A 16,722-nucleotide genomic window follows, 5' to 3' on the forward strand; every position below is an offset into this window, starting at 1 on the left:
GATCGCGATGACCCCGGTGGACGAAGCCCTCGACGAAGCCTTCGACGACGCGCTCCGGCGGGCCGACGTGCGTCGGCTGTCCGTGCTCGTGGACGCTGCCTGCTGCCCGCCCGTCGTCTTCGAGCGGCTGCTCCGGCACGAGGACGCCCCCGTACGGTCGCTGGGGCTGGTGCTCCTCGGAGAGCGGACCGCCTGCGGTGACCCGGCCGAACTCGGTGCTCTGCTGCCCACGGCACTGTCCGTCGCCGGGACCTGGCCGGCGGAGGACGCTCTCGTCCTGGCGGAGCTGTACGCGCGGCTCGGCCCGTACGTGCCGACGCCGTACGCGGTCGCGGGCCGCGCCCCGGCGTGGCGTACGGCCCGGCACCCCGTACGCGTACAGATCGCCTGGCTGCGCGCCGAGATCGCGGGCGACCCGACGACCGTCCGCCGGGAGCCCACGGGCGAGCTGCTTCACCACGCCGTACACGGGACGGACATCGCCGGGGCTCGCCGGCCCCGGCAACTGATCGCGGAGCTGCTGGACAGCGGCGATCCGGTGCTGGTCGGCGAGTCGCTGAGGCTGGCCCGGGAAGGCCTGCACGCCGGAGTCCTGTCGGCCGCGTTCGTACGGGCCCATCTGGCGCGCCTGCTCGACGTCGACGCGGCGCCCGCGACCGTCGCCGCCGCGCTGTCCGAACTCGCCGAGCCCTGGGCGGTGTTGGAGCCCCTGCCGCGCGGTCGCCTGTCCGCCGTGTCCACCCTGTTGAGCGGCGCCGAAGCGACCGTACGACCCGAGGTGGCCGAAGCCGCGCTCACCACACTCGCCCGCTACGGCGAGAGCGGCGCACTGCGCCGGGCCGTCGACGACCCGGACCTGCCGCCCCGGCTGCGCCGCCGCGCCCTGGAACTGCTCGGCTCCCTCGCGACACGCGACGACATCCGCGAGCTGACGGCCGTCGCCACCCGTGATCCGCTGCTCTTCGGCGAGCCCGCCATCGCCTGTCTGCGCGGGCTCCACCGGCGCGGACACTTCGTGACCGCCCCCGATGTCCCCGCCGTGATCGCACTCGTGCTGGCCGACCACGCCATCGCACCGCGCGATGTCGCCACCATCCTGTTCACCTGCCGTCAGGACCTGTTCCGGTTGCTGACCAACGCCCCGGCCGACGATCCGCAGTGGCCGCGCCGTCTCGACCTGCTGGTCGCGCTGGCCGGACAGGGCATGGGGGAGTCCGGTGATGTCCCGGTCGGCGACGCCATCGCCAGGATGCTGGTGGCGACTTCGGTCCCTCGGCCGTTCCTCGACGCGCTGCGCGCGCTGCGGCGCACAGCCGCCGAAGAGGCGGTGCTGACGCGGCTTGAGACGGAGCCCGGGGCCGCTCTCGACACCCTGGAGGCGATCGGGGGAGCCCGGACCGTCGCCGTGCTGCGGGACGGACTCGGGCTCGCGGCGAGCGACGGCGGGGGCGGGGGCGGGGCCGGGGGCGTCATCGCACCCCACCTGCGCGCCGTACGGCACCGGGCACTTGAGCTGCTCTGGCAGCTCACCGAGGACGCGGTGGAGCGCCGAGCCCTCCTCGTACGTCTCGACCCCGCGGACCTCCCCGCGCGGATCGCCGCCGATCTCGGCGGTCCCGACGAGGGCGAACTGGCGCTCCTGGCAGCCCGCGTGGACCGGGCCGACCCGGTGACGGCGCTGTGCGGACTCGCCGCCCACGGCGGCGCGATTACGATCCCGGTCATCGCCGAACTCCTCCTGGACGTGGTGACCGAACTGACGTTGCGGGAGCGCGTGTTGACCGAGCGTCGCCGCGACCGGTCCCCGCAGCCGGACGGTCCGGCCGCAGGAGAGGCGGTCGTGCCCGGTGAAGTCCTTGAAGCCGTACGGGAGTTGGGTCGACGGCTGCACGCCAGGCGCAGGATCCGGCCGATCTGCCTGCTCGACGCCTCCGACGCCGACGCGGCCGGCGACGCGCTCGCCGCGACCATCGTTCTCGATCTGCTCGACCGCCCCGGGCCGACCGACGACGAGCGGGTGATCCTCCTCGAACTGCTCACCAGAATCCCGTATCCGCACACCCGGCCCCGCGTGCATCGGATGCTCCGCCACCGCAGCCCCCATGTGCGCAAACACGTGATCGCGCTGCTCGCCCAGGACACCGAAGGCGACGACGCGCAGGCGCTCTCGGCGAGCCTCATCACCCTGACCACGGCCGACGACATTCAGACCGTACGGCAGGCGCTGCTCGCCCTCGGCCACGCACGCGCGCGCTGGGCGTCAGGCGCCATCGCCGACTGCCTCGACCACCCGAACATGAACATCAAGAAGACCGCGGCGGGAGTGCTGGCCCGAGCCGGCACCGCGGTCGCCGTGCCTCAGCTTCTCAACCGGCTTGCCCGGCACGACAATCCAGGATTCAGGACCGCACTCGTCGAGGCGCTGCGGTCCATACTCGGTGCCGCCTACGAGGCGACAGTGCGCGCCGCCATGGACCGCGCGGAGGAGCCGCGCGCCCGCAATCTGCTGAGCGACTGCCTCGCGGAGTGCTCGGCGGGCGGGGCGGTGCTCTCCGACGTCGACGCACTGGTGACCGGCGGCTGGCAGCCCGCTAGCGCGTTGCGGATCGCCGGACGCCGGGAGCTGCCCCCGCGCCACCTGCTGCACGCTCTGCGGCCGACGCACGCGGACTGGCTCGCCCTTGCCGACTCGCTGCCGGACTCGATGTCCGGCACGCGGCTGGGACTGGTCAGGGTGGCGGTCGGAATCCGGCCGAGCCGGCTGTCCGACGACGAGCGGCGGACCTACGCACGGCACCTCGGGCTTCTGCTCATGTGCCTGACGGACAAGACGACTTCGAGTGCTTCAGGTGCTTCGGGTGACGACGGACGGGACGTCGTGTCCGTCCTCGAAGAAGTGGCACCCACCCTGCGGACGGTGGAGAAGCGGGCCGTCGCCGCGACGGTACGTGCGCTGCCCGGCACCGCGCCCGCGCCGACGTTGCGCCTGCTGCGAGGCTGCGGCGCCGTGCTGGTGCGCGCGGACCTGGACCAGGCGCTCGCCGCGGCGGCCACCGCCCGAGCCGAGGAAGCCGTACTGCGCGAGGCGTTCGGGATCCCGGACGCACCCGCCTCCCCGACCAACTCCCGTGCGGAACTCGCCGCGTTGGCCGACGCATATCCGACCGCCGATCCCGCGACCCGGCCCGCTCTGCTCGACCGGATGACGGCTCTCCAACCCTTGGACGTACCGCCCTGCACCCTCGGGGAGACCGACGCCGACACCTCGACCACGCGGAGACCGAACCGGACGGTGCGCGCGGACGATCTGGATCAGCCACGCTCGGCGGCCCTGCGCGCACGTCTGCTGGACATGCTCGACGCGCCCGATCCGGACCGGCGTCGCACCGCGGCTCTCGCACTGCTCAAGTGGCCGGATCCCGACGTCCGTTCGGCGGTTCTGCGCGCGTACCTCCACGGTCGCGTCGACGTCGAGATCCCGCCCGGCGCCGTACCGGTGGGCGCGCTCGTCGCACTGCTGGGGGAAACGGAGCCGGGCGGGATCCGGTACGAGCGGCTGACCCGCGTGGCCGTACGACTCGGCCCGTCGGCCCTGGAACCGCTCGTACCCGCGCTTCTGGAGCTGTGGCAGCGGGCCCCGGAAGCGGTTCGTCCCGTCCTGGCCGCCGTCCCGGCGGACACGCTCGCCGTGACCATCGCCGATCGCGTCATGGCGGGCGCGTGGGGGTTCCTGGACCTTCTCGCCGGTCGTCCGGTGCTCCGTACCCTCGAGCTCACCGAGATCCGCCGCCGGCTGCGCGCCGATGGCCGGGACCGTGTCGCCGACAGCCTCGTCCTCGTCGAAGGACCGCTGCCCGACCCGGCCGCCGATCGTCAACACACCAACGCACGGGCGCGGTTGACGGAACGGGGAGGATCCACGGGCGGGCCCTCCCGCCCGGATCTGCTGCGTCTGGCCCGTACCGGCAGCCCCGATCGGATTCGCCAGGCGCTCACCCTTCTCGCCGCGGACCGCTCCGGCTCGACAGGCTCCGACGACCCCGAACTGCGCGAGCTGATCGGCGAGTTGCTGCACCACCCCCGGCCTCGTGTCCGGCTCCACGCCCACCGCACATCCCGAGCGCTGTTCGACCGGGCGACGTACCTCGGCCACACGTCGTCGCTCCTGAACGATCCGCAGCCGGACGTGGTGCGCTCGGCGGTCCGCACCCTCGCCCACGCGGGCTGGGAGCCCGCCGTCCCCGCGATCGTCGCCCTGCTCGACCATCCCCACCCGGCCGTACGGGGCGCGGCGGCCGACGGTCTGAAGCACCTGGGCCGTCGGGTGATCCCCGCGCTCCGGCACACGGCCGACCACGCGCGGCCGGACAGGCGCTCCCTCTACACGTCCTTGCTCGACCGGATCACGGCAGCGGAAGAGGAGAGAACAACATGATCGTCTGGGTGAACGGTTCTTTCGGCGCGGGCAAGACGACACTGGTCGCGGAGCTGTCGAGCCGTTGGCCCGACGCGCTGGTGTACGACCCTGAGCAGGTCGGCCTCGTTCTGCGGGACATCGTGGACGTCCCGACCGGGGACTTCCAGGATCTGCCGCTGTGGCGAAGCCAGTTGGTCTCGCTGGCGCTGGGGCTTCTCAGGGAGTACGAGCGGCCGGTCCTCGTGCCGATGACGCTCGTGCACCCGCTCTATGTGAGCGAGGTCTTCGGCGCGCTGGAGGCGGCCGGGGTCACCATGCACCACTTCTTCCTCAAGGTCCCGGCGGACGTGCTGGAGCGCCGCCTCAGGGCCCGGGTGGTCACACACGGTGGCGGCGACCCGGAGCGCGACGCCGCCGGCCTCGAATGGGCCATGGAGAGGATGGTGCGCTGCGTGGCGGCGGTGGACACCATGCCCACCGGGACGATCTTCCTGGACGGCGAGCGGCCGACGGCGGACCTCGCGGACGACCTGCTGAAGCGGGTCGGCGCCGAGATCTGACCCCGGCCCCGACTCCCCGTCGCCCGGCGGGAGTTCAGGACAGGAATGCCGCCGTCGCCGCCACGAACCGCTCGGGATCGTCACGCCAGGGGAAGTGCCCCGCGCCGGGCTGCACGACGAGTTCGGCGTTCGGGAAGAGTCCGGCGAACTCGGTCACGACGGCCGGCGGTGCTCCCGGATCGACCTCGCCCGCGAGCAGCAGCACCGGCCGCTCGAACCGGCCGAGTGCCTGGCGCGTGGACTGAGGGTCGAAAGCACCCTCTCCGGCGAAGACGCCCGCGGCCTCGTCGTTGCGCTGAGCCTCCCCGGCGCTCTCGTAGGCCCGCGCCTCCTCGTCCCAACGGCCGTAGGAGAAGGGCGTAATGGCCTGCCAGGTGTCGGCGGTCGCACGGCCCCGCGTGATCGCCTCCAGCGCCGCGTACGCCTCGGGGAACCACGGTTCGTCGTGGCGGGGCCGTACCGTCTCGCGCCGCACCTCGCCCGGGATCGGGATACCGACCGCCCAGACACTGGGGGTGATCAGCGCGAGCCTGCCGACGCGATCCGGGTGTCGGCCCACGTACAGCGCCGCCAGATTCACGCCGCCGGAGTGACCCAGCAGTTCCATCCGGTCGAGTCCGAGATGCTCGCGCAGCGCGTCCACGTCGGCCACCAGCCGGTCGCACCGGTAGGACGCGGGGTCCGCCGGCACGGCGGACCCGCCCGTGCCACGAGGATCCAGCATGATCAGCCGCCGGTGCGCCGAGAGGCCGCCCAACTCGCCGAGGTAGTCGGACGACTGCATCGGCCCGCCGGGCAGGCAGACCAGGGGAGGGCCATCGCCGTACACGTGGTAGGCGAGCTGCGTGGTGTCAGGTGCGGAGAAGGTAGGCATCGCGCAGACCCTGGCAGCGGCGCCGACCGGCGGCAACCGGGTTTTCGCCGGCCGGGCCCGCTGCGGACACCGTGGCGCAGGCGCCGCTGCGCCCACCCGACTGCGCCCACCCCCCTCCGGTCACCCCGCTCACCAGTCGTGCACCGTGCCGTCCAGCAGCCGGTTCACCGGCAGATACGCGGGGGAGTACGGGAAGCGGGCGGCGGCCTCCAGGTCCAGCTCGACCCCGAGGCCCGGAGCCTCCGAGGGATTCAGCAGTCCGCCGTCGAAGGTGTACGAGGGCCGGAAGACCTCCAGCGTGTCGGCCGAGTGGCGGGTGTACTCCTGGATACCGAAGTTGTGGATCGCCACGTCGAGATGGATCGCGGCGGCCATCCCCACCGGTGAGATGTCGGCCGGACCGTGGATCCCGGACTTGGCGCCGTGCACCGCCGCCAGGTCGAGGAGTTTGCGCAGGGCCGTGATGCCTCCGGCGTGGGTGACCGCGGAGCGCACGTAATCGATCAGCCGCTCGCCGAGCAGCGTCGTGTAGTCGTTCACATGATTGAAGACCTCGCCGATGGCGAGCGGGGTCGTGGTGTGCTGCCGTACGAGCCGCAGCGCCGTCTGGTCCTCCGCCGGGGTGCAGTCCTCCAGCCAGAACAGACCGTACGGCTCAAGGGACTTGCCGAGCCGCGCCGCCTCGATCGGAGTCATCCGGTGGTGGCCGTCGTGGAGCAGGGGGAGTTCGGGGCCGAACTCGTGGCGCACCGCGTCGAAGACCGCCGGGATATGGCGGAGGTAGGCGGCCGTGTCCCACACCTCCTCGAACGGCAGCGGGTGGTCGCCCGCCCCGCTCCCCCCGCCGGTCCGCAGCCCGACCCCGGTCGCGGCGTCGCCGCCGTCCACCCCGTACACCGCGTCCAGGCCCGGTACACCGGTCTGGATCCGGACCGCCCGGTAGCCCTGAGCCAGAACGGCGCGCACGGAGTCCAGCAGCTCGGGGATGTCGCGGCCCGCCGCGTGCCCGTACGCGAGAGCACCGCGCCGGCTCCGCCCGCCGAGCAGTTGGTAGAGCGGCATCCCCGCGGTCTTGGCCTTGATGTCCCACAGGGCCATGTCGACGGCGGCGACCGCGGCCATGGTGACCGGGCCGCGCCGCCAGTAGGCGCCCCGGTACAGGTACTGCCAGGTGTCCTCGATCGCGCCCGCGTCACGGCCGAGCAGGAGCGGGGTGATGTGCTCGCGCAGATAGGCGTCGACGGCCAGTTCGCGGCCGTTGAGGGTGGCGTCGCCGAGCCCGACGACACCCTCGGACGTGGTCACCCGCAGGGTCACGAAGTTGCGGCCCGGGCTGGTGACGACCGTTTCGACGGACTGGATCTTCATGGGCGGTGGCCTTCCTCGGACGGCGGACGGACGGCGGACGGACGGCGAACTGACAGCGAACGGACGGCGGGCACAAGGGGTTTCGGCTCGTCGAGGGTACGGGGCGAGGGCCTTTCGATCTTTTACGGCTCCGACTCCCGCCGGCCCCGGCCCGCCGGGGCGCGGTCGCGGCGGTCGACCACCGCGCCGGCCCCTGCCCGCGCCGGCCCCGGCCCGCCCCGCGCCGGACCGTCCCACCTCGCCCCGCCCCCGTCACGCGGACCCCCCCTCACGCGGAGTCGCGCAGGATCAACGTCGTTGGCAGCACGAGCTGTTGGTGGGCCGTGGTGGGCTCCGCGATCTCCTCCAGGAGCAGCCTCGTGATCGAGCGGCCGATCGCCTCGATGGGCTGCCGCACGCTCGTCAGCGCCGGTGTCGTATGCCGGGCGATGACCGAGTCGTCGAAGCCGATCACCGCCACGTCCTCGGGCACCCGCCGCCCCCGCTCACGCAGTTCGGTCAGCGCGCCCACCGCCATCACGTCCGACGCCGCGAACACGGCGTCGATGCCCGGGGCGCGGTCGAGCAGGTCGCTCATCGCCGTACGCCCGCCCTCCTCGGTGAAGTCCGAGACCGCGACAAGGCGTTCGTCCACCGGCAGGCCCCGCTCCGCCAGGGCCTCGCGCCAGCCCCGGAGCCTGCTGTTGCCGACGTCCATGTCGAGCGGTCCGGTGATCGTCGCGATCGTGGTGCGCCCGCCGTCGATCAGGTGCCGTACGGCCGTCGCGGCGCCGCCGACGTTGTCGGAGTGGACATGGCTCAGGGACTCCTCGGGCGAGCGCCGGCCCGCGAGGACCGTCGGCATCCGCATCTCTTCGAGCAGGCCCGGCAGCGGGTCGTCGTCGTGGATCGACACCAGCAGCACACCGTCCACCCGGCGGGCCGCGGCGAAGCGAGTGAGCCGGTCGAGTTCGCGCCGGTCGCGGACCAGGATGAGCAGCAACTGCATCTCGGTGTCGGCCAGTTCCGTACTCACGCCGCGGATCACCGACGAGAAGTACGGCTCCGCCGCCAGCCGGCTCTCCGACTCGGGTATCACCAGCGCGAGGCAGTCCGTCCGGCTGGTGACCAGGCTGCGCGCGGCCGGGTTGGGTATGTAGTTCAGCTGCGAGATGGCCGTCTCGACCGCGGCGCGGGCCTTCGCGCTGACGCCGGGCGAACCGTTGACGACCCGTGAAACGGTCCCACGGCCCACCCCCGCAAGCTCGGCGACGGCTTCAAGAGTTGGCCGCTGACCTTGCTGTTTACGGCTGCTCATCGCTTCTCCTGACTTCTGCCCGCGAGGGCGGTCCGGTTCCTTTCCACGCAGGGCACTCGGCCCGCGACGTACCGTCCCGCCCCACTCGGTGCCGGACATCTCCGGGCAACGGAAATGTCTTCAACTCTTGACACGGTGCGACGTACTCCGCAGAGTCTTCCACAACCGACTGGGAGCGCTCCCACTCACTTGTTCGCCGGATGACGGGCCCGCGTCCGGTGTGTTCACCGAGTCACTTTTCGGCGCGTCGAGCGCCCGCAAGGAGGAAGCACATGGGCACCGCCCGTCATCGCTTCGGATCCGAAATCTCCGCTCTTCCCTCCCGTGTTCCGTCCCGTTCTCCGAACCGCTTCCCCTCGCTCGCCGCCGTCGCGGCGGCCGGTCTCTCGCTCGTGCTCGTGGCCGGTTGCGGAGGAGGCGGCGACACCGGCGAGGCGAAGACGAAGGACGGCAAGACCGTCATCAGCGTGGGCCTCTTCGGCGTCATGGGGTTCAAGGAGGCCGGGCTCCTCGACCAGTACATGGACGAGAATCCCGACATCCTCATCGAGGCCGACGTGGCCGGCGACGAGCAGACGTACTACACGGCGCTCCAGACGCATCTGGCCGCCGGCAGTGGCCTCAAGGACATCCAGGGCATAGAGATAGGCCGGGCCAAGGAGCTGGTCGACACCCGGGCGGACAAGTTCGCCGACCTGTCCAAGACGCCCGGTCTCGACCACTACCTGCCGTGGAAGTCGAGCCAGGTCACCACGGAGGACGGCAAGTTGCTCGGGCTCGGCACGGACATCGGTCCGATGGCGGTCTGTTACCGCAAGGACATGTTCGAGCAGGCGGGGCTGCCGACCGAGCGCGCCGAGGTCGAGAAGCTGTGGGCGGGTGACTGGTCCAAGTACGTGGACGTCGGCCGGGACTTCAAGAAGGGCACCAAGAACAAGAAGCTCGCCTTCATGGACAGCTCCAGCGGGCTGTTCAACGCGATGATCTACGGCGACGAGCAGCAGTTCTACGACAAGAGCGGCAAGCTCATCTACAAGGACAACCCCGTGGTCACGGACGCCTGGGGGCTCGCGGCCGACGCCGCGGAGTCCGGACTGACCGCCAAACTGCGGCAGTTCCAGCCCGGCTGGGACCCGGGACTGGCCAACAGCACGTTCGCCACGACCGTCTGTCCCGCCTGGATGCTCGCGCACATCAGTGAGAAGGCGGGACCGGCGAACAAGGGCAAGTGGGATGTCGCCAAGGCGCCCAAGGGAGCCAACTGGGGCGGCGCGTTCCTCGGGGTGATGGAGAACAGCCCCGTGAAGAAGGAGGCGACCGATCTCATCGCCTGGCTGACCGCACCCGAACAGCAGGCGACCATCTTCGAGAAGCTCGGCAACTTCCCGTCCTCGAAGACGGCGCTGGACATTCCGGCCGTGGCCAACGGCAAGTCCGAGTACTTCAGCGGCGCGCCGATCGGCCAGATCTTCGGCGACGCGGCGAAGGAGATCCCGGACGAGCAGGTACTCGGGCGCAAGGACGGCACGATCAAGGACGCGTTCTCGGCAGGCCTCCAGCTGATCGAGGCGCAGGGCAAGAGCCCGGACGAGGCATGGAAGACGACGGACGAGCGCATCGAGAAGGCCACGCGCTGACCCGTGGGGCCGTCCCGGCAGCCGGTCCGGAGTGACCGGCCCGGCCGCCGGGACGCGCCCCCCCCGCGCGCCCCTGTTCCACCGAACCGCCCCACACAGACCTCATGGAAGGACGCCCGCGTGGCCACCTCCACCCCGGCAGCCCGCACCGACGGGCAGCCGCCCCCGCCCCCGGACGGCTCCGCAGGGAAGGGCGCCGGCCGCGACGGAGCCGCCGGCCAGTCGCGACGCAACATCCTGCACCGGCTGGACGTGCGAGCGGTGCCGTACGCCTTCATCGCCCCGTTCTTCGTGATCTTCGGGGCCTTCGGCCTCTACCCGCTCATCTACACCTTCTGGATCTCGCTGCACCGCGTCGAGCTGTCCACCATGGACATGATGGAGTGGCGAGGACTCGCCAACTTCACCGAACTCATCGACGACGACCGGTTCTGGAACGCGCTGACCAACACCTTCACCATCGGTGTCATCTCCACCGTCCCACAGCTGCTGATGGCGCTCGGTCTCGCCCATCTCCTCAACTACCGGCTCCGTGGCTCGACGTTCTTCCGGGTCGCGGTCCTCACCCCGTATGCCACCTCCATCGCCGCCGCCGCGCTCGTCTTCACCATGCTCTTCGAGCGTGACTTCGGCATGATCAACTGGGGACTCAGCTTCTTCGGGATCGACAATGTCGACTGGGAGAACCAGAAGTGGCCCGCCCAGTTCGCCATCTCCGCCATCGTCATCTGGCGCTGGACCGGCTACAACGCCCTGCTCTATCTGGCGGCCATGCAGGCCGTACCGAGGGATCTGTACGAGGCGGCGGCCATCGACGGCGCCTCACGCTGGCAGCAGTTCCGCCAGGTGACCATCCCCGGCATCAGCGCCACGATCGTCTTCACCATCGTGCTGTCCACGATCGGCGCGACCCAGCTCTTCGGCGAGCCGCTGATCTTCGGCCAGGGTCCGAACGGCATCAGCGGGGGAGCGGACAACCAGTACCAGACACTCGGGCTGCTCCTCTACGAAGAGGGCTGGAAGAACTACCAGATGGGCCGCGCCGCGACGATCGCCTGGGCGATGTTCCTGATCCTCGTCCTCGTCTTCGTCCTCCAGCGTGTCGTCAACGGAATCAGGACGCGCCGAGCGGCAGGGGCTCCCAAGGGCCCGCAGAAGAAGGCCAAGTCCACGCCGTCCGCGACGTCCTGAGCAGGGAGCAGCAGCCGCATGACCATCGACACCGCACCCGTCCTGGCGGACGCACGCGACCGGGCCCCCGAGGCCCCGCCGCCCTCCGGCCGCTTCCGGCTCCGCCGCGCACTGCGCCCCGGCGCCGGCCGTACGCACCATGCCGGACCACTCGCCTACCTTCTGCTCGGCATCGCCGCGCTCATCTCCCTCTTCCCGCTCTACTGGACGGTGGTGGCGGCCTCCACCGACAACACCCGCGTCGCGCAGACCCCGCCTCCGTTCCTGCCGGGGCCGAACCTGCTCAAGAACCTCGGGATCGCCTGGCAGGACGCGGCGATGGGCAAGGCGATGGTCAACAGCCTGATCGTCGCCGGCGTCATCGCGCTGTCCACGGTCTTCTTCGCCACCCTGGCGGGCTTCGCGTTCGCCAAACTGCGCTTCAGGGGGCGCAACCTTCTCCTGCTGCTGGTCATCGGGACGATGCTGGTGCCGCCGCAGCTCGGAGTCGTACCGCTGTTCATGATGATGGCCGAGCTGGGCTGGGGGCAGACGCTCCCTTCGGTCATCTTCCCGACGCTGGTCAGCGCCGTCGGGGTGTTCTTCATGCGGCAGTACCTCAAGGAGGCGCTGCCCGACGAACTCATCGAGGCGGGGCGCCTGGACGGCGCGCACTCGCTCCGTATCTTCTGGAGCATCGTGCTGCCGATCGCCCGGCCGCCGATGGCCGTCCTCTTCATGATCACGTTCGTGCACGCGTGGAACGACTTCTTCTGGCCGTTCATCGCGCTCGACATGACCAACCCCACCGTCCCCGTCGCGCTCACCCAGCTCAGTGCCGGCTACGTGCGCGACCAGTCCGTGATCATGGCGGGGGCGCTGCTGGGCACCCTGCCGCTGCTGGCGATGTTCGTCGTCTTCGGCCGCCAGATAGTCGGCGGGATCATGCAGGGAGCGGTCAAGGGCTGATCTCTGCCCGCACTCCTCCGGCGATTCCCCCTCGCCCCCGCAGGGCCCGAGCCCGTACCCCGGGTTCCGCCCCCGCGCGCCTCGGCGCGCGAAGGCCCAACCCTCCGCACACGGAACACAGTTCAACTCCTGAAAGGGACCCTCGTGGCCACATCCCCCTCCGTACGAGTCTTTCCGCCCGAGTTCCTCTGGGGCACCGCGACAGCCGCCTACCAGATCGAGGGCGCCGCACGGGAAGCCGGCCGCACCCCCTCCATCTGGGACGTCTACTCCCGCACCCCCGGCAAGGTCCGCAACGGCGACACCGGTGACATCGCCGCCGACCACTACAACCGCTGGCGCGAGGACACCGCCATCATGGCCGACCTCGGAGTCGGCGCGTACCGCTTCTCGGTCTCCTGGCCGCGCGTACAGCCCACCGGCAGCGGACCCGCGTCCCAGGAGGGCCTCGACTTCTACCGCCGGCTCACCGACGACCTGCTCGCCAAGGGCATCGAACCGGTCGTCACCCTCTACCACTGGGACCTTCCCCAGCATCTGGAGGACGCGGGAGGCTGGCCCGAGCGCCGTACGGCCGAGCACTTCGCCGAGTACGCGGCCCTCGTCGCCGACGCGCTCGGCGACCGCGTCAAGACGTGGACCACACTCAACGAACCGTGGTGCAGCTCGTTCCTGGGCTACGGCTCCGGGGTGCACGCCCCCGGCCGTACCGACCCCGTCGACGCCCTGCGCGCCGCGCACCACCTCAACCTCGGCCACGGGCTCGCGGTCCAGGTCCTGCGCGACCGGCTCCCGGCGGACGCCCGGCTGTCCGTCACGCTCAACCTCCACCACGTACGGCCCCTGACCGACAGCGCCGCAGATGTGGACGCGGCCCGCCGGATCGACGGACTCGCCAACCGTGTCTTCACCGGGCCCATGCTCGACGGCGCGTACCCCGAGGACGTCATGGCCGACACCTCGTCCCTCACCGACTGGTCCTTCGTCCAGGACGGCGACACCGCGCTCATCCATCAGCCGCTGGACTTCCTCGGTGTCAACTACTACTCACCCACGCTCGTCTCCCACCACGAGGGACCGGCCGCCCACGGGTCGGACGGCCACGGCGCGAGCGACCACAGTCCGTGGCCGGCCGCCGACAACGTCGCCTTCCACCAGACGCCGGGACCCCGGACCGCCATGGGCTGGACGATCGACCCGGACGGCCTCTACGAGCTGCTGATGCGGGTGCGGCGGGACCACCCGGAGCTGCCGGTGATGATCACCGAGAACGGCGCGGCGTTCGACGACTACGCCAACCCCGACGGCGAGGTCCACGACCCGGAGCGCATCGACTATCTGCGCGACCACCTCGCCGCCGTACACAGCGCGATCGAGTCGGGGGCCGATGTGCGGGGCTACTTCCTGTGGTCGCTGCTCGACAACTACGAGTGGGGGTACGGCTACAGCAGGCGCTTCGGCGCGGTGTACGTGGACTACGCGACCCAGCGGCGTATCCCCAAGGCAAGCGCCCACTGGTACGCCAAACTCACCCGCAGTGGCAGTCTGTCCCCGCTCACCTCACCGGACGCGGTGACCGACGGACGGTAGAACCTCCGCACGCGCGCTACGATCCGGTTCATGTACCGGATCGTCATGGCCCCGCGGCACCGCGTCACCCGCGTCGACAGGCCCCAGGGCTGACGCGCGAAGGAGCGAGTGCCGCATGCCCAGGAAGCCCGACCCCGTCGACGCCCTCCTCAAGTCGGGGCCGCGCCGCACACATCTGCCGGAACCGGCGGAACGGGCGAGGCTGCGCGGCGGCTACGGCCTCACCCGGGCCGAGGTCGCCGCGGCGCTCGGCGTGACCCGGACGACGGTCGCGGGGTGGGAGACGGGCCGCAGCGAACCACAGGGCGCGACACGCGCCGCGTACGCGAAGCTCCTGGAGGGCATCGCGGCCCAACTGGCGTCAGCGGAGCCGGAGGCGGAGACGGTCCCGCAGTCGGCTCAGGCTCCGGCTCCGGCGCGAGAGCCTGAGCCGACACCGGAATCGGCGCCCTCCCGCCCGGCGGTCGCCGACCGGCCGTCGGGCCGGCCGAGGCCCGCACCCCGGAAGCACGCCCCCGCCGCCCAACTCGCCGCACCCGAACCCCAGTTCGCCAACGGCCCCCTCGCCGTGCTCGACGGCGACGGCAACGCCTACTGCGTCGGCGGCCTCGTCCTGGAATGCCCGGCCAAGGACATCCCCGCGCTCGTCGAATGGGCCCTCACCGACGCCCGGCTCGGCGCGCCCCGACTGCACCGCAACGGCAGGGACTCCGACCCGCTGATCGTCCTCACCGAGTCCGCCGCGCTGCGCCTCGGTCTGCCCGCCGTACTCGAAGACCGGCGCGGGCTGCGCCTGCCCGACGACCACAAGGTCAACAAGCAGATCACCAGGGCGAAGTGGACCCTGACCAAGCGGGGCTTCGGCCCGTGGGCCCGTATCTACCGCCCGGCCCGCGAAGGACGCCGCCAGTGCGTGCAACTGGCCGTCCTCCCGTGGGACGCGCTCGATCCCCGCAGCTGGTCGGGCACCGCGACCCTGCCGCCCGCCGAACTGGCCCACGTCCTCGGCACGTACGCCGCCCGGGTCATCACCCCGTGCGGCTCCACCGCGGTCTCCGGCCTGGAACTGATGACCGCCCTGCGCCCGCCCACCCGGCCGGTGAAGGACGCGGCCGGCGACACCTGGGTGGCGGGTCCGGTGCCCGGCTCCCTCACCCGGGCCGTGGACCCCGCGCCGGCCGAGGCGCCGGACGAGCATCCCGTCGTCGCCGCGCTGTACCCGCGCGGCCACCGGCGCACCCCCGACGAGGTCATCGACGAGGAGGCCCACGACTGGATCCGCGACCCGCAGTTGCTCACCGACGCCGAGTGCGCCAGGAAGTACGCGGTCGGCATCGACGTGAACACCGCGTTCCTCGCCGCGGCGAACCGCCTGCCCGTCGGCCTCGGGGAGCCAGTCCACCTCGCCGCGCCGGACTTCGACAAGTCGCTGCCGGGCAGCTGGCTGATCGACCTGTCGGGCATCGAGATGGACCCCCGCCTGCCGTCCCCGTTCACCGCGCGCGGCAGCCGCCCGACCGGACCGGCCTGGTATGCCACGCCGACGGTCGCGTACGCGCACGAACTGGTCACCACCTACGGTCTGCCCGTCACGCTGAGCCCCGTCGAAGCGTGGGTGCGGCCGGAGAACGGCCCGTACCTGGACCCCTGGTACAAGCGCCTCGCCGACGCCTACAAGACGACGATGGCCGAACTGGGCGTCACCGCCGACCTGGACGAGCACGCCTTCCTCGCCGCGATGGAGAACCACAAGGGAGCCGATCCCGCCCTGGCCGCCGTCCTCTCCGCGATCAAGTCGACCGTCAAGGGCGGTATCGGCAAACTCCGCGAGCGACCGCAGGGCGCCGCCTACCGGCCCGGAGAGCGCTGGCCCGCACTCGAACGCCCCACCTGGCGGCCCGACATCCGCGCCGCCGTCATCGCCACCGCGCGCGTCAACATGCACCGCAAACTCCTCAGGACCGCTGCGGCCGGCGAGTCCGGACCGCCGCCCGCCGGCCGTCTGTACTTCGCGGACGACGCGCTCCTGCCGATCGCGCTGCTCTCGGACGGCGTCGTCTTCCTGTCCGACAGCCCCGGCCCGCTCGACCTGCTGCCGCGCACCGCCGAAGGGCGGCCGGCCCCGGGCGCGTTCCGGCTCGGCGTCAGCCCCGGCATGGTGAAGCACGAAGGCACCAAACCGCTTCTCTGGGCAGCCCAGTTGCTGGACGAGGGCCTCAACCCGGCCCGGCACATCAAGGACGGCGTCGACGCCGTCGCCGAGGGGGAGTGAGCCGTGGGCATCGTCGGCGACAGCATCACCAAGGCAGCGGAGAACACCGCGACCCGCCCGATCCCGAAGACGGCGGGGGCGCGGATGAGGTTCCTCGTGAAGAAGGAGAAGGGCTCGACCCGCGCGGTCGCCCGCAGGCTCGGCTGCACCCAGCGCACGGTCGAGCGTTACGTCAGGGGGGACCTCAAGCGCCCCCGGCCCGCGCTCGCCGAACGGCTGGCGGCAGAGGTACGGAAGGACTGGCAGCCCCGCGTCCGTAAGGAGGCGATGACAAAGGCCGCCACACAAACGGGGATCGTGGTCGAGACCCGCGCCCGCTTCGGCTTCACGGCGGCGGTGGGGTCCACCGACGACCCCAGGATGCGGCGCGTCACGGAACTGCTGCCGCCCCAGATCGCGGCCCGGCTGCTGGCCGCGCGGGAGACGGGGGCGAACGAGGGGGACCTGCGCGCCATCGTGGCCGAGGGGCTCCAGGAGCGGTACTTCAAGGACAACGGCCGCCGCGCGACCGGCCTTCAGGTCGAGTTCACCGATCTGGACTACATCGAGATGAGCCTCTGAGCTCCGG

General features: G+C 71.6%; 11 protein-coding genes. 8 read left to right on the forward strand and 3 right to left on the reverse strand.

Annotation, left to right across the window (positions count from 1 at the left end):
- Positions 1-7: 7 nt before the first annotated feature.
- On the forward strand, positions 8-4,435 hold the full coding sequence (locus ACFWV8_RS21620) for a HEAT repeat domain-containing protein (RefSeq protein WP_384204451.1): 4,428 nt from the start codon (positions 8-10) through the stop codon (positions 4,433-4,435).
- Positions 4,432-4,977, forward strand: coding sequence for an AAA family ATPase (locus tag ACFWV8_RS21625; RefSeq protein WP_384204454.1), 546 nt, complete (start codon positions 4,432-4,434; stop codon positions 4,975-4,977). The genes ACFWV8_RS21620 and ACFWV8_RS21625 overlap by 4 nt, the downstream gene beginning before the upstream one ends.
- A gap of 34 nt (positions 4,978-5,011) precedes the next feature.
- Here the strand turns inward: ACFWV8_RS21625 and ACFWV8_RS21630 are convergent, their stop codons facing one another.
- From ACFWV8_RS21630 to ACFWV8_RS21640, 3 genes are all read right to left on the reverse strand, one after another.
- Positions 5,012-5,851, reverse strand: coding sequence for an alpha/beta fold hydrolase (locus ACFWV8_RS21630; RefSeq protein WP_384204457.1), 840 nt, complete (start codon positions 5,849-5,851; stop codon positions 5,012-5,014).
- A 129-nt stretch (positions 5,852-5,980) separates the two neighbouring features.
- On the reverse strand, positions 5,981-7,219 hold the full coding sequence (manD, locus tag ACFWV8_RS21635) for a D-mannonate dehydratase ManD (RefSeq protein WP_384204460.1): 1,239 nt from the start codon (positions 7,217-7,219) through the stop codon (positions 5,981-5,983).
- Between the two features lie 268 nt (positions 7,220-7,487).
- Positions 7,488-8,516, reverse strand: coding sequence for a LacI family DNA-binding transcriptional regulator (locus tag ACFWV8_RS21640; RefSeq protein ID WP_384204463.1), 1,029 nt, complete (start codon positions 8,514-8,516; stop codon positions 7,488-7,490).
- Positions 8,517-8,788: 272 nt separating this feature from the next.
- Between ACFWV8_RS21640 and ACFWV8_RS21645 the strand changes: the two genes are divergently transcribed.
- The 6 genes from ACFWV8_RS21645 (at position 8,789) to tpg (ending at position 16,715) form a co-directional block, all read left to right on the forward strand.
- Positions 8,789-10,153 carry an ABC transporter substrate-binding protein gene (locus ACFWV8_RS21645; RefSeq protein ID WP_384204465.1) on the forward strand — a complete coding sequence of 455 codons (1,365 nt, stop codon included), beginning with the start codon at positions 8,789-8,791 and terminating at the stop codon, positions 10,151-10,153.
- A gap of 120 nt (positions 10,154-10,273) precedes the next feature.
- Positions 10,274-11,344: a carbohydrate ABC transporter permease gene (locus ACFWV8_RS21650; RefSeq protein WP_384204468.1), complete on the forward strand. Its 1,071-nt coding sequence runs from the start codon at positions 10,274-10,276 to the stop codon at positions 11,342-11,344.
- An 18-nt stretch (positions 11,345-11,362) separates the two neighbouring features.
- Positions 11,363-12,292 (forward strand): carbohydrate ABC transporter permease, encoded by a 930-nt coding sequence (locus ACFWV8_RS21655; RefSeq protein WP_384204471.1) that lies wholly within the window; start codon positions 11,363-11,365, stop codon positions 12,290-12,292.
- A 144-nt stretch (positions 12,293-12,436) separates the two neighbouring features.
- Entirely contained in the window at positions 12,437-13,882 is a 1,446-nt protein-coding gene (locus ACFWV8_RS21660; protein WP_384204474.1) for a GH1 family beta-glucosidase, read from the forward strand.
- 115 nt (positions 13,883-13,997) lie between these two features.
- The gene (tap, locus tag ACFWV8_RS21665) at positions 13,998-16,154 is read left to right on the forward strand and encodes a telomere-associated protein Tap (protein WP_384204477.1); all 2,157 of its coding nucleotides are present in this window, start codon (positions 13,998-14,000) and stop codon (positions 16,152-16,154) included.
- 3 nt (positions 16,155-16,157) lie between these two features.
- The gene (gene tpg, locus ACFWV8_RS21670; protein ID WP_384204480.1) at positions 16,158-16,715 is read left to right on the forward strand and encodes a telomere-protecting terminal protein Tpg; all 558 of its coding nucleotides are present in this window, start codon (positions 16,158-16,160) and stop codon (positions 16,713-16,715) included.
- The last annotated feature ends 7 nt before the right edge of the window (positions 16,716-16,722 follow it).

Origin of the sequence: Streptomyces sp. NPDC058665, assembly GCF_042714995.1 — a bacterium.
GTDB lineage: Bacteria > Actinomycetota > Actinomycetes > Streptomycetales > Streptomycetaceae > Streptomyces.